12 protein-coding genes and 4 pseudogenes are annotated in these 13,805 nt (G+C 62.5%); 3 read left to right on the forward strand and 13 right to left on the reverse strand.

Going from position 1 to position 13,805, the window contains the following annotated elements:
* Positions 1 to 243: 243 nt before the first annotated feature.
* The 10 genes and pseudogenes from HK436_RS01880 to HK436_RS01930 all read right to left on the reverse strand — a co-directional run bounded on the left by HK436_RS01880 (position 244) and on the right by HK436_RS01930 (position 9,213).
* Positions 244 to 993: a type 2 periplasmic-binding domain-containing protein gene (locus tag HK436_RS01880; protein ID WP_173186895.1), complete on the reverse strand. Its 750-nt coding sequence runs from the start codon at positions 991 to 993 to the stop codon at positions 244 to 246.
* Positions 994 to 1,001: 8 nt separating this feature from the next.
* Entirely contained in the window at positions 1,002 to 1,229 is a 228-nt protein-coding gene (locus tag HK436_RS01885) for a type 2 periplasmic-binding domain-containing protein (RefSeq protein ID WP_173186897.1), read from the reverse strand.
* A 53-nt stretch (positions 1,230 to 1,282) separates the two neighbouring features.
* Positions 1,283 to 2,797, reverse strand: a complete 1,515-nt coding sequence (locus tag HK436_RS01890; RefSeq protein ID WP_173186899.1) for a tripartite tricarboxylate transporter permease — start codon at positions 2,795 to 2,797, stop codon at positions 1,283 to 1,285.
* 2 nt (positions 2,798 to 2,799) lie between these two features.
* A complete protein-coding gene (locus HK436_RS01895; RefSeq protein WP_173186901.1) occupies positions 2,800 to 3,309 on the reverse strand; it encodes a tripartite tricarboxylate transporter TctB family protein in 510 nt (169 codons plus the stop codon).
* A complete protein-coding gene (locus tag HK436_RS01900; protein WP_173186903.1) occupies positions 3,306 to 4,187 on the reverse strand; it encodes an isocitrate lyase/PEP mutase family protein in 882 nt (293 codons plus the stop codon). The genes HK436_RS01895 and HK436_RS01900 overlap by 4 nt, the downstream gene beginning before the upstream one ends.
* A 29-nt stretch (positions 4,188 to 4,216) precedes the next feature.
* A pseudogene (locus tag HK436_RS01910) lies at positions 4,217 to 5,463 on the reverse strand (MmgE/PrpD family protein).
* 179 nt (positions 5,464 to 5,642) lie between these two features.
* Positions 5,643 to 6,464: pseudogene (locus HK436_RS01915) on the reverse strand (SDR family NAD(P)-dependent oxidoreductase); the annotation flags it as partial.
* Positions 6,388 to 7,011, reverse strand: a complete 624-nt coding sequence (gene leuD, locus HK436_RS01920; RefSeq protein WP_173186907.1) for a 3-isopropylmalate dehydratase small subunit — start codon at positions 7,009 to 7,011, stop codon at positions 6,388 to 6,390. The pseudogene HK436_RS01915 and the gene leuD, both read right to left, overlap by 77 nt.
* Positions 7,008 to 8,411: a 3-isopropylmalate dehydratase large subunit gene (gene leuC / locus HK436_RS01925; protein WP_173186909.1), complete on the reverse strand. Its 1,404-nt coding sequence runs from the start codon at positions 8,409 to 8,411 to the stop codon at positions 7,008 to 7,010. Before leuC ends, leuD begins: the two co-directional genes overlap by 4 nt.
* The gene (locus tag HK436_RS01930; RefSeq protein WP_173186912.1) at positions 8,404 to 9,213 is read right to left on the reverse strand and encodes an IclR family transcriptional regulator; all 810 of its coding nucleotides are present in this window, start codon (positions 9,211 to 9,213) and stop codon (positions 8,404 to 8,406) included. The genes leuC and HK436_RS01930 overlap by 8 nt, the downstream gene beginning before the upstream one ends.
* 133 nt (positions 9,214 to 9,346) lie before the next feature.
* Here HK436_RS01930 and HK436_RS01935 point away from each other — a divergent pair, with 133 nt between their 5' ends.
* The 3 genes and pseudogenes from HK436_RS01935 (at position 9,347) to HK436_RS30970 (ending at position 10,715) form a co-directional block, all read left to right on the forward strand.
* Positions 9,347 to 9,724, forward strand: a complete 378-nt coding sequence (locus HK436_RS01935) for a VOC family protein (protein WP_173186914.1) — start codon at positions 9,347 to 9,349, stop codon at positions 9,722 to 9,724.
* 6 nt (positions 9,725 to 9,730) lie between these two features.
* Positions 9,731 to 10,069, forward strand: a pseudogene (locus HK436_RS33340) (alcohol dehydrogenase catalytic domain-containing protein); the annotation flags it as partial.
* Between the two features lie 127 nt (positions 10,070 to 10,196).
* Positions 10,197 to 10,715 (forward strand): zinc-binding dehydrogenase, encoded by a 519-nt coding sequence (locus HK436_RS30970; RefSeq protein ID WP_312860460.1) that lies wholly within the window; start codon positions 10,197 to 10,199, stop codon positions 10,713 to 10,715.
* A gap of 30 nt (positions 10,716 to 10,745) precedes the next feature.
* Here the strand turns inward: HK436_RS30970 and HK436_RS01945 are convergent.
* From HK436_RS01945 to HK436_RS01955, 3 genes and pseudogenes are all read right to left on the reverse strand, one after another.
* Positions 10,746 to 12,085: pseudogene (locus tag HK436_RS01945) on the reverse strand (CaiB/BaiF CoA transferase family protein).
* Positions 11,997 to 13,139 carry a thiolase family protein gene (locus HK436_RS01950; RefSeq protein WP_173186918.1) on the reverse strand — a complete coding sequence of 381 codons (1,143 nt, stop codon included), beginning with the start codon at positions 13,137 to 13,139 and terminating at the stop codon, positions 11,997 to 11,999. Before HK436_RS01950 ends, HK436_RS01945 begins: the two are co-directional and overlap by 89 nt.
* The gene (locus HK436_RS01955; RefSeq protein ID WP_173186921.1) at positions 13,136 to 13,558 is read right to left on the reverse strand and encodes a Zn-ribbon domain-containing OB-fold protein; all 423 of its coding nucleotides are present in this window, start codon (positions 13,556 to 13,558) and stop codon (positions 13,136 to 13,138) included. Before HK436_RS01955 ends, HK436_RS01950 begins: the two co-directional genes overlap by 4 nt.
* Positions 13,559 to 13,805 lie beyond the last annotated feature (247 nt).

Raw genomic sequence — 13,805 nt, forward strand, 5'->3', positions numbered from 1 at the left:
CGTTGCGGCGAAAGCGCAGAACGCGATTGGTCCCAGCGTCCAGGGCAAGGGGGCGTGGAGGTGGAAGAATACGAAACCTCCGATCGTTGCCCAGACCAACGTAACGAAGCCGACGAAGACGGGGTGAGATGGGAGGTTCAATTTGTGATCCAAGATCAGCCGCTGCACGGCGGGCGATGCCGTGAGATTGCGGATGTGCGGCCCCCGCACGAGGCGGGAGCCAGTTTCGTATTTGGCGAGGTGCTACTCAAGCAGGCGCGAATATTCGACCAGCAGGCCATAGTTGCGCTTGACCAGTTCAGTGGATGCTTCCGGGCCCCGCCAGTCACGGCCGTAGTTACCTTCTTTGGCCGATGCTTGGTATTCTTCGCTCTCGACCACGCTTTTGTAAGTGTCGACGAACTTCTGGTAGCGGTCGGGATATTCCTCTTTCAACTTAGCGAGAACGACCATTGAGCGCACCGACGAGTCCAGGATCGGCATCTCCACACCGTAGGATTTAAGTGCCTCGTTGATCGGCGTAGCGTCCGGCCAGTCAGGGTTTGTTTCGTCGGCCACGACCATGATCTTGTTCACTTGATCGAAGATGACCTCGCTGCCCTGTCCCGGCACCATGCCGAAATCGACCTGGCCTCCGATGATCGCTGTGCGGGTAGGCCCGCCGCCATCATAGGTGACCAGACGCAGGTTTTCTGAGGGAATACCCAGCTTCTCCATCATCAGCAAAAGCGAGATATGCTCGCTGGATCCGGTGATGACGGCCGCAGAAAGCTTGCCGGGTTCTTTCAGTCCTTCTATGATTTCGTCGAAGGATTGAACTTGGCTTCCCTTTGGCACCACCATCAGAGACTGCGCGACTTCCTGAGCATTGACAAATATGAAGTCGTCCAGCTTGAACGGCGCGTTCATCACCTCAATGTGGTTCACGAAGTAGGGTGTAGGCGGAATAAACATGACGGTGTAGCCGTCCGCGGGCTGATTGTGGAAGTACACGGTGCCAGTCAGCGTCCCCCGCCGGGACGGTTGACGACGTTTACGGGCGTCCCCAACGCGTCCGCAAGGAACGGCGCAAGGTGGCGCACCATCCGGTCGGTAGCACCGCCCGCATCGTAGGGGGCAGTAATCTCGATCGGCTTGTTGGGATAGTCGTCCTGGGCGTAGGCCGCTTGTCCGCCTAACGCCAGGCCAAGGGTCAGAACCGCCCCTTTCAGGTTCTTCCAACTGTTCATATTTCTTCCTCCTGATTATCGTTCTCGTGATTTCCGGCTTCACCGGCCGGTATTCACCCGACACGCAGCGACCGTCGTGCGCGCAGGTAATTCTTCATCGCCGGGTAGGCGATCGAAGCGATCAGCAATGCAAGCATGACCAGCGCGATCGGCCTCCCGAAGATAAAGGACAAGTCGCCGCCACTGATCTGGTGGGAATATACGAACTGCCGTTCGACGAAGGCCCCCAGCAGCAGGCCGACCACGGCGGCTGGCGGCGCGAACTCGTAGCGCGCGAACAGCCAGCCCACGATCGAGAACACCGCGAGAGTCAGCGGTCCCATGATGTTGCCGATGAGCGCGTAGCTGCCGGCCATCGCCAGTACGATCACGGATGGGACAAGGTAAAGGATCGGAACCTTCACGATAATCACCGCGATACGAATGAACAGGAGACCAACGATGACCAGGAGCAGGCACTGGACCATGTTGCCGAAGAGGATTGCGTAGACGATGTCCTTGTTGTCTGCGATGAAACGTGGCCCACCTGTAATATTGTGCATGGCGAAGGCGGCGAGCAGTACGGCGGTGCCCCCTCCGCCCGGCAGACCAAGGGCCAGCAGCGTTGCCATCGCGCCGCCTTCTGAGCTGCTGTTGGCGGATTCGGAGGCAACGACACCGTTGGGGTTGCCCTTTCCGAAGCTGTCCGGATCGTCGGAAACGCGGCGGGCATCAGCATACGATATCAGGTTAGCAACCGAGGCTCCCACGCCGGGGATCGCGCCGACGAACACGCCAATTATGGAGCCACGCAGCAACGTTTTCCAGTATTCGCGCACGCCGGCGAAGCCCTGCAGGATGCGCGAAAAACTGATGACGCGGTCTTCCTGCTTTTCCACGATGTAGCGGGACCGCGCCAGATTGAAGAGTTCGGCGGTCGCCAGAAGACCGATCATCGCCGGAACGACGGGAATGCCGTCGAGGAGCTCGGCAAAACCGAAAGTGCCGCGCATCTGGCCTGTCGGGCCGATCCCGATAGTGCCGATCATCAAGCCGAAGATTCCGGCGAGGATTCCGCGCTCGAAATTGCCACCCCGCAGTGTGGCAATCATGGTGATACCCCAGATCGCTACCATGGCCATCTCGAAGGGGCCGAGCTTGAGCACTGCCCACGAGGCGTAGTTGATGAGCAGGAACAGCACCAGATAGCTGATGAAGGTGCCGATTGTTGAGGCGGCAAGCCCGATTCCCAGCGCCTCATTGTGGCGCCCCTGCCGGGACATAGGAAAGCCGTCGAACGCCGTGGAGACCGATGCGGTGGTGCCCGGTGTGTTGATCAGGATTGCGGGTATCGCGCCGCCAAAGCCGGCCCCTGTGAACACCGAGGTAAGGAACATTACCGCGGTGAAGAAATCCATATAAAGCGTGAAAGGCAGCATCAGGGCGATGATCATCGTTCCTGAAATGCCCGGTAGCGCGCCGCCGGCCAGGCCGGCGAAAAGGCCGGGGATGATAACCGCCCATGGAACCCATGACGTTCCCAGAATACCGAGGGCCAGTCCGACAGCGCCGAAATCGATAAGTTCCATTGTTACAGCCCCGGTACGATCATGGTGGGAACCGGCGACCGCGCTCCATTGATGAGGAGCCAGGTGACCGCAAGTCCTGACGGAATGCTGAATGCTGCAAGCACGACAAGCCGTCGCTCGCCCTGTATGAAAAGACAAAAGACGAGGAACAGGATGCTCGCGACATCGAAGCCAATCCACGGAGATGCCATGGCGTATGCCAGAAGACCCATCATCATCGCGGCAATCGCGCTCGCCGACGCGCCAGCCTTGTCGCCGGATGGTGCCGGCGGTTTGGCCGACTCCTCGGCGTCCCTGCTGGCGATCCGTCGGAACCCGAGTTCCTTGATGAAGATGATGGCCGCGAGCACCACCACGATAGCTGTCATCGGCACCAGCATGATGAGGTTGTGGATGCGTTTCGACGCAGCATAAGCGTCGCCCATATAGGCCAGCGCCAGGATCAGCACCGCAAGGGTGACGAGTACCGGGCCGAGCCGGTCAAGCTGCGCCAGGAAACTACGGTCCTTCATGGCCTGCCTCCTGCCCGTGCGTCCGACGTCTGTCGCAGGGCGTTCCAGTCTTCGAGGTCGAGCAGATTGTGATATTCGTCGAGGCTTGCTGCACCGCCGATGGCTGCCTCCAGGGAACCTGTGTCCGCAAGCTTGCGCAGCAGCCCTCGCATGGCGGGTATCGCCATCAGCAGCAGATAGACTGAGAACCCCATCACCTTGAAGCCGAGCAGCGAAAGTTGCTCCTGTGTCAGGGATGGGGTCTTCCCATCCGGGGTGACGATGTAGAATTGCGGCCGGTCGATTTCGGCTACCAGGCGCTCAGCTTCGTCCTTCCCGCGTGGACCTTGTACGAAGATCGCGTCGGCTCCGGCCTCGGCGTAGCGGCAGGCCCGCTCTATCGCGGCGTCCAGACCTTCGACCGAGCGCGCGTCCGTGCGCCCGACAATGACGAGGTCGGGATCGCGGCGCGAATCCACCGCCGAACGCAGTTTGTCTTCCATCTCCGAAATGGGGATCAGCGCCTTGCCGGCAAGCATGCCGCACCGCTTGGGCGAGACCTGGTCCTCGATCATGATGGCTGCGGCGCCGGCGCGTTCGAACTCGCGGATCGTCCGTTTGACGGTTATCGCGTTGCCGTAGCCGGTGTCGGCATCGGCGAAGACGGGCAGCCCGGTGGCGTCGAAAATGCGCGCAACGTTGTCGGCATTCTCCGTCATCGTCAGCAGTCCGACGTCGGGCATGCCGAGCCTTGTCGCGGATGTGGCGTTGCCGGACACCATTACGCCTTCATAGCCCTCGGCGCGGGCAAGCAGCGCGCTGAGTGGATCCCCCACCGCCGGCAGGATTGTAGCCTTGTCCCTCGACAATATCTCGCGGAGACGGGTGGTCGCCTTCATGGTTTCGTCCTCCCTGACGAACCCTTGCTTCAGAGTGCGAGCAGGCTCGCGAAGCGCCGGCTGTCATCCAGTTTTTCGATGTCGAGCAGAGCGTTCAGGATCTCCTCACCCCGCTCCTCTCCCATCACGGGCGCGATCAGGTCGCGCGCCTTGTCGATCACTTCCTGCCTGCTCATGGGATCGTCCGGCGTCCCGCGCACGACGCGCGCGTGATGGCGCAGGACCCTCCCGTCACCGCAGCGGATTTCCACGATCGCCTGCCGCCGCGCCGCGCCGCCGTCAGTGCGGCGTCCGGTACGACCTTCGCGCGCTTGCGCAGTGCTGCCACAGCCGGATCGTCGACCCGACCTTCGTCGTGCGTGGAGGCGAAGTTGAGCTTCCGGTCGACGAGATAGACGGCGACCAGATGACAGATATTGACGTTCGTTGCCCCGCCTTCGCCGACCACGTGCGAGACCTCGTCGGGCAGGATGACGTCGATCTCGTCAATCTCGTCCGGCATCGGGTCGTGCTCTGCAATCAGCGCCGTAACCGCGTCCAGGGCTGCCTGGCCCGGCGAGCCGACCGACCATTTCTTGATGGACGACTCCATGATCTCGTGGCGCGTTCCCAGGTCCGCCCAAGGCGCCTTCCAGTCGAAGTCATCGGGCGCGTTGACCTGAAAAAGGCCGTTGACGCCGGTCAGCGCATCGTCGACGCCCGGCATGCCCGAAGCCACCATGGTTGCCGCCATCACCCCATTGCGCGCGGCCATGCCGGCAAAGTCGAACGCCTTTTCGATATGGGCGTCGTCGCGCCGCCAGCAGGTGAGCCCCGATGCCTGCTGCGCGGTGAAGGACATCACATGTGCCACCTGGCGCGGCGTCATCGAAAGCAGCGATGCGGCGGCTGCCGCGGCGCCGAACATGCCGCCGAGGGCGTGCATGCCGCGCCCTGCCTTGAACTGCCGGTAGGCGTCGATGGAGACGGGAATACGCCCGCAGATGTCGTATCCGACGGCCACCGCCTTCATCAGATCGAGCCCCGAATTACCGTTTGCCTCAGCAATCGCCAGGGCTGCCGGTACGACCGCGCATCCTGGGTGGGTGATCGAGGCGACGTGGAAATCGTCGGTCTCGTCGCCATGGCCGGCCATGGCATTGGCCTGCGCTGCGTTGACGACGTTGGTCCAATGGCTGGAACCTGCAACGGTTGCCTGCGGCAGGCCGCCCAGCGTCTCGGCATAGCGCAGGCCCGCCTCGCCAGCCGGCCGGGCGCGAGCCGGACACGACGGCAGCTACCGTGTCGATCAGGTGGTCGCGCGTCTTTTCCAGCAGGGCGCCCGACAGGTCGCGCGACAGCGTTCCGGATATGTGGTCGCCGATCGCCTGTGTGATCGGATCGAGTTTGCCCGTCTGCCCGGACAGCGAAGTGCGGTTTGGATGATGGTTCATGGCATATAGACCCCCCGTTGACGTGAATGGTCTGGCCGGTGACGTAGCCGAATGATGGCAGGGCCAGCGCGACAACGGCGGCCGCGATTTCCTCCGGCCTGCCGCCGCGTCGCGCCGGCATCTTGTCGACCTGATATAGAGTGCGGCGGAACGCGGCCTTGCTGGGGTCGTCGGCCTCGTCCTCGATAAGTCCGGGAGAGACGATGTTGGCGGTTACACCCTGCGGGCCGAGATCGTGCGCCAGCGCCTTGGTCAACCCAACCAGTCCCATCTTGGCAGCCATCACATGCATGTGGTTCGGCGTACCCATATGGGCGGACGCACCGCCGATGGAGATGATGCGGCCCGATCCCGACTTGATGAGGTAAGGCCGGGCTGCCTTGGCGCACAGGAAAGCCCCATCCAGGGTGATGCCGAGAATGCGCCGCCAGTCCTCATACGACGTCGTCTCGATCGTGCTCTTGCCGCGAACCGAGGCGTTGTTGACCAGGATGTCCAGCCCACCCAGCTTTTCCGCCACCTCGCCCACCAGGCGCTCGACATCGTCCGGCACGGCCACGTCGCCGAGAACGACGGCGCAGCGCACCCCCTTCGAACGAACCAGCTCGGCGGTCTTATCCGCCTCTTCGCGATTGCTGCGGGCGTGGACGGCAACGTCGGCGCCTGCGTCCGCCAGCGCCAGCACGATCTGGCGTCCGATACGGCGAGAGGAGCCGGTGACTAGTGCGACGCGACCGGCCAGTGGGCGATCGCTATGCCGGGCGGTGTCAGTATTCATTGCGGAGATAGACCCATGGGCGCCGGGGCGCGTCTTTTTCCTGGAATGCGCCGATTGCAGCGGCATGGCGTAACGTCAAGCCGATCTCGTCGAGGCCTTCCAGAAGCGCGGCCTTGGGCTCCTCCTCGATCTCGAAACGGTAGCTCGGGCCATCGTCCAGCGTCACAGTCTGCTGCGGCAATGACACGTGGATGAGCTGCTTGCCGCGGCTTCGGGTGACCGCTTCGGCGAGATGCTCGACCTCATTCGCCGCCAACATCACCGGAAGGAGGCCGTTCTTGTAGGCGTTGCGCCGGAAATGCACGCCGAAGCTCGGCGCGATCACCGCCTTGAATCCGTAATCCATGACCGACCAGACTGCATGTTCGCGCGATGAGCCGCAGGCGAAGTTGGGACCTGCGATCAGGATCTGCGGATCGGCTGCCCAGTCCCAGTTAAACGGAAAGTCCTCCACGCGCTTGCCGTCAACGAAACGCCAGTGATGGAATAGCCCGCGACCGAGACCCTTGCGCGACTTGGTGATCAGGAATTCGCGAGTGATCATCTGGTCGGTGTCGATATCGGCCATCATCAGCGGCACCGCCTTGCCACGTATTTCGATGAAGGGCGTCATTGGCGCGTCTCCCGCCAGGGATCGACGATGCGCCCGGCCACGGCCGAAGCAGCCGCGATCTCCGGACTTGCGAGATGGGTTCTGGCGCGCTCGCCCTGGCGCCCCTCGAAATTGCGGTTGGAGGTGGCGACGCAACGTTCGCCAACGCCGACCATGTCGCCGTTGACGGCCGCGCACATCGAGCATCCGGGCTCGCGCCACTCGAACCCAGCATCGATGAAAATCTGCGCCAGTCCTTCCTCTTCCGCCTGGCGGCGGATACGTCCAGAGCCAGGAACGACCATGGCTCTGACGCCTTCGGCCACCTTGTGCCCCTTCACATGCACCGCCGCGCGTCGCAGATCGCCGATGCGGGCGTTGGTGCAGGAGCCGATAAATACGTGCTGGATCGGAAAGTCGGACAAGCGGTCGCCGGGCTTAAGACCCATGTACGACAGAGCCCTTTCCATCTGGCTGCGTACGCGATCGTCCGCGCCCGCGGGGTCTGGCACTGGATCGGCGATGCCTATGACCTGCTGCGGCGAAGTCCCCCAGGTCACTTGCGGCGTCAGCCGTGAGACGTCTATCATGACGAGCTCGTCCCCGGTCTTCTCGCAGCCGTCGGCCAATGCCCGCCAGGTGGCCAGGGCCTTGTCCCAGTCTTCGCCCTTGGGCGCATAGGCGCGGCCCTTGCAGTATTCGAAGGTTTCTTCGTCGGGGCGTACGATCGCGATCTCGGAACCGGCCTCGATCGCCATGTTGCAGAGCGTCATGCGATCTTCGACGGACAGCGCACGGAAACCGTCGCCGTCATATTCGAGCGCGTAGCCACGACCGCCGGAGGTGCCGATCCTTGCAATAAGCGCCAGGATCAGATCTTTCCCGCCCACGCCCTGCGGCAGCTTCCCGTTGAACTCGACTCGCATAAGCTTGGGGCGGGTCGCCCGGATTGTCTGCGTTGCGAGGATATGCTCTGCCTCGCTGACGCCGATGCCCCAGGCGAGCGCGCCGAGCGCGCCTACCGTGCAGGCGTGGCTGTCGATGCAAAGCACCGACAGACCAGGCAACGCGATGCCCTGCTCAGCGGAGACGATGTGTACGATTCCCTGGTCGCGGTCGGTCGGGCCGAAAAGGCGCACGCCGCTTTCGGCCGTGTGCTGCTCGAACGCCTCAATCAGCCCGGGGCCGCCCTCGATAGTGGGGCCGGCTCGATTTTTCTTCGAAGAGATGAGATGATCGACCACGCCCCAGGTCAATTCGGGATGGCGTACCGACCGCCCGCCAGCCTTGAGCGAAGAGAACGCGAGAGCGCCGGTGAGGTCGTGTAGCAAGTGCCGGTCGACATGGATGAGGTCGACACCGCCCGGCAGCGATGCCACCACATGCATGTCCCACAGGCGATCGAGGTATCTGTCAGCCATTTTTCTGCACCCTCTTGCCGGCAGGCTGCAGCACCCCGGTATAGCCGAAGGTCGCCGATAGCGCGGCGGCTTCCTCGACGATCAGCTTTGCGATCGGGGATTCCATCGAAGGCTCGTAGCGAACCTCAGGAACGGTGACGCAGAGCGATCCGAACAGCGATCCGTCGCTTTCGAAGACAGGTGCGCCGAAACCGACTGCACCAGAGATTTTCTGGCTTGTCGTATGGGCGTAGCCTTTGGCCCGTATTTCGGCGACCTGCGGCTGGATCTCCTCCCAGCTCGGTGTCGGCAGGGCTTCGACCGGTGACTGTTCGCCCTCGGCCAGGATGGCACGAATCTCGTCGTCGGGCAGGAATGCGAGAACTGAACGGCCGCTGGCTCCCCACAGAACGGACAGCGGCTCGTAAAGGCTGATCGAATAGCGCAGCGGGTGCAGGCTATCCACCGAGTCCTCCAGCATGACCTTCCGCGAGCCCTTCATGTAGCGCATCAGCAGAGAGACCTCGCCGCAGCCCTTCGCGACGCGCTCGAGGAACGGCCGGGCGACGGCGCGTGGCGACGTCTGGGTAAAGACGAGGGCGCTCAGCCGGTAGAACTCGACGCCGATGCGATAGGAATGGGGCGACTTCCCCCGCTCGACGATCTCGACATTCATGAGGAGCGCGAGGAGGCGGTGCACGGTGCTTGCGGGCAACTCGATGCGATCCGAGAGCGTCTTGATCGACACATCGCCGCCAGCCTCCGCAAGCGCACGCATAAGGGTAATCACCCTCTCAACGGTGCCTACCGCCGTGTCGCGCATGCAATCCTCCCTTTATTCCGTTCACCGGAATAACATTCTACTTGACGGAAGCTAAGGTCATTGTCACTCTCCCGTCAAGACCAAAAATCAGAAAGCCGGCTCGATACAATCGGGACGCCAAAGGGAGGAAAGCATGGCAAAGATCGTCCACATCTCGCTCAAAGTTGAGGATATAGAGGCCTCCAGCGCTTTCTATCGGGATGTCTTCGGCTTCGAGATCGTCCGGACGGAGACGAAGGCTGGCCGGGTTACCCGCGGTATGACCGACGGCACCATGGACCTGACGCTGATGCGCTACGACAGTGAGGACGCACCCGAGGCAACAATATCGGGACGCGGACCATGCATTCATCATTTCGGCATAGAGGTCGATGACCGCCATGCCTTCGCCGCAAAGGTGCGCGCCGCGGGTGGCGAAATCCTCTCCAAACCCGAGGCGAAGGCCATCAAGTTCCGCACGCCACACGGCATTGTCGCCGAAGTGGTCGACGAAGGCGCTTTCGGCGGCTGAGCGGAGATGCTGGCCGCCTACTACGACGATACCGGCCCTGCTCACACGGTGCTGCAGCTCGGCGATGTGCCTACGCCTGAACCAGCCGCAGGCGAAGTGCTCGTTCGCGTGAGCGCGTCGGGCATCAACCCCACCGATACCAAGGTGCGCGGCGGTGCGCCGGGGCGACAGAAGCCCTATCCCCGGATCATCCCGCACCATGACGGCGCGGGTGTCATTCAGGACGTGGGAGCGGGCGTTCCGCGAGACCGTATCGGCACCCGTGTCTGGACGTTCTGCGCGCAGGCGGCACGGCCTTTCGGCACGGCCGCCCAGTATGTGGCGCTTCCCGAGGCGCTGGTTGCGCCTTTGCCGGATGCGGTTTCCTTCGAGGTAGGCGCCGCGATCGGTATACCTTGCATGACGGCGTTCAACGCGGTGCTTGGAGACGGTCCGGTAGCGGCAAAGACTATCTTGGTCGCAGGAGGAGCCGGTGCTGTCGGTAACTACGCTGTTCAGATCGCGCGCCTGTCCGGTGCGCGGGTCATTTCCACCGTATCGTCGTCGCAAAAAGGCCGCGGAGGCCGAGACGGCGGGTGCGCATCACGTCCTGAACTACCGCGATCCGGATGTCGACAGGGCCATTCTCGACATCACTGACGGTCGCGGTGTCGACCTCTTTGTCGATGTCGACACCACTGCGAATGCCGGCTTGATCGGCAAGGTGATAGCGCTTGGCGGTCGTGTGGCCAGCTACGGGTCGGGCGGGCTGGCGGCGGATGTCCCCGTGCGGGACCTTCGCCAGAAATGTGTTTCGATCCGCTTCCTCACGATTCATCGCTTCGGCCCGGAGGTTCACGGTCCGATGGCTGCCGGCATCAACGCCATGCTGGAACGCGATGCGTTAAAGCACCGCATCGCCACGTCGCTTCCTCTCGAGCGCATTGCCGATGCGCACGAAATGGTCGAGCAGGGGTTGGCGCATGGCAAGGTTGTCCTGACCATCGACTAGAACAAGACTTTCCCCTGTCACGCAGCCAGGTCAGGCGGGTTTCGGTGTGTTCACACCTTTGCTGCGCAGGTCAGCGAGTTCGTCTTCTCCAAGGTTCAGGATGTCGCGCAGGATGTTGTCTCCATCGGCACCGAGTGCCGGCGGGTAGTGATGTTCGGCTCGCATCGCCTCTGCCAGCTTCACCGGGTTGCCCATCACCTTTGCACCAACGCCGTCACGCTCCAGCGCCAGAACCATCTCCCGGTGCAATATTTGCGGATCGTTGACCACCCGGTCGAGCGTGTTGACCACACCGACCGGCACTTCTTCCCGCTCGAGCTTTGCTACCCAATCGTCAGCCGGCGCCGCCAGAAAAGCCGCTTCCAGCAGCGGCCACAGTTCCAAGCGATTCTTGTAGCGTTCGCGATTGGTCAGGAAGCGCGGATCTTCGATGAGATGGGTAACTCCCAGCGCCCGGCACAGGCCTTGCCACATGCGCTCGGTATTGGCAGTGATGACGACCTCTATACCGTCCTGTGCCGTGAAGGTGCGGTAGGTCGGAATGGAATCGTGGCCCGAGCCCTGTCGATCCGGTACATGACCGGAGTGCAGGTGATAGGCTGCCTGATAGGAAAGCATCGCCGCCTGGCAATCAAGCATGGAAATGTCGATCATCTCGCCTTGGCCTGTCTGGTGCCTTCGGTTGATTGCCGCGAGAATGCCGATGGCCGCATACATGCCGGCTGAGAGGTCGCCAAGCGGGATGCCAGCACGAACCGCACCGCGGCCCTTCTCTCCTGTCATGCTCATTCCACCGGACAGCGCCTGGACGATCATGTCGTAGGCAGGCTTGTCGCGATACGGACCGCTCTGGCCGAAGCCGCTGATAGCGCACCAGACGAGCGAAGGCTTTTCCTGGCGCAACGCATCGGGCGATACCCCGAGCCGCTCCAGCACCCCCGGTCGAAAATTCTCCACCACGATGTCGCTGACAAGCGCGAGCCGGCGTAGCAGATCGCGTCCCTCCTCAGACTTGAGATCGAGCACGATGCTCTTCTTGTTGCGGTTGATGGACAGGAAATATGCACTGTCGTCACCGACGAAATGCGGGGGACGTGCCGGGATGAGTCGCCCTGGGGTGGCTCGACCTTGACGATCTCCGCGCCAAGGTCTCCCAGAATAAGAGTGCAGTAGGGCCCCGAAAGAAATTGTGTCAGGTCGAGTACGCGCAGGCCGGCGAGAGGGCCGCCGGGCGCGCTGTTAGCCCGCCCGTCTTTTGACGTCATTGCATCCATGGTGTCGTCAGCGTGCCAGAATGTGGATTGAACATGCGCCGTGGTCGAAGCCGGCCAGCCCGCCGCCCGTCGCGTGGGTAAGCCCAACCTTGGCATCCGGCACCTGGCGCGCGCCGCATTCGCCACGGAGCTGTCGCACGACTTCGACTACCTGGGCGGCGCCGGTCGCACCGACGGGGTGGCCCTTGGCCAGAAGTCCGCCAGAAGGATTGACTGCCACCTTGCCATTGATCGCGCTGGCGCCGCTCTCGAGGAAGGCGCCGGCCTCGCCGCGGGCGCAGAACCCGAACGCCTCGTAGTAGATCAGCTCGGCGATCGAGAAGGCGTCATGTACTTCGGCCAGATTGATGTCCTGCGGACCGACGCCTGCCTCCTCATAGGCCTCAGCCGAACCGCGGACCGTGATTTCCGGGGAGGTCATGTCGCGGAAGCCCGGGGTGAAGCGGCCGGATGTAAGGTCGGAAGCGAGCACCCGAATGGGGTGCTTGCCGGCATACTTCTTCGCCGCCTTGTCAGATGCGACGATGATCGCCGCCGCGCCGTCGCCCGTCGGGCAGCATTGCAGCAGGGTGAAGGGATCGGCCACGGGGCGCGACGCCAATACCTCCTCGACCGTGACCGGCTTCTGCATCTGAGCATCAGGATTCTTGGCTCCGTTGGCCCGGTTCTTCACGGAAACCAGCGCGAGCTGCTCGCGCGTCAGCCCGTAGTCGTGCATGTAGCGCATAGCCCGCATTGCGTAGAGCGCGGGCATGACCATGCCCTGGGATGCCTCCCAGTCGTCTTCGTTCAGCGGAAGGGTACCGCCGCCGAGCGCGGTCAGCTTTTCCGCGCCTATCACCAGGACGGTATCGTACTTGCCCGCACGAACCGCCATCACTGCCTGCTGCAAGGCAGTTGACGAGGAGGAGCATGCGTTCTCGACATTGGTAATTGGAATTCCGGTCATGCCGATGCGCGCAAGGATGCTCTGCCCAACCATCATGCCGCCGAGCGCCGACCCGCAATAGGCAGCCTGAATTGCGCCGGGCTCAATTCCGGCGTCAGCCAACGCACTCTTGACTGCAGGCCACGCAATATCAGCCAGATGGCTTTCTGGATACTTGCCGAAACGGGTCATGCCGACCCCGATGATGTTCGCCTGGCTCATTGACCGTTCTCCTTGCGAAACACGTATCCGGTGAGATCCGTCTCGTCCGGGTCGCGGCCGACGATGGCGACATCAAACTTCATGCGTTCGCCGATTTTGAAGGTGTCTCCTTCCAGATGGGAAAAGACACGAACGCCGTTGTCGAGATCGACGTAGCCGAGCGCCAACGGCCGCCGGAAGCGTTTCGGGCCTACATGAACGACCGTGTAGCTGTAGAGCACACCCTCGTCGGGCTGCACGGCTTCGCGCATGTCTTCGCCGCCGCACACCGGGCACACGGAGACCGGCGGAACCATCTCCTTCTGGCAGGCGGTGCATTTACATCCCAGCAGAACGGGCTCTCCGTTCGCTCCTCGTGCGATGGCTGCGGCTCCGATCAGCCGCTCACCGCCAACCGCCCTGTCGAGCGTTTCCAGCATATTTGCTCCCTTCATTCCACTCAGCGGAAAGTGATTTTGATCAATGAAATCACACGCAAATACGTCCGTCAACAAAGACCTTTGTGAAGGTTGAAATCGCGTGTTTGGCCGCATCCTCACCGGCCTTGCAGGCGAGGGTCGGAAACCGAACGCATCATGCATCTGAAGGCCCACCGAACGGCGGTAAGTCTGCTTAAAAGGGGATGTTCCCCGACCTAGCGGACGCACGAAGGGCGGGCTGAACTCG

Source organism: Neoaquamicrobium sediminum (assembly GCF_013240295.1).
In the GTDB taxonomy this organism is placed as follows: Bacteria; Pseudomonadota; Alphaproteobacteria; order Rhizobiales; family Rhizobiaceae; genus Aerobium; species Aerobium sediminum.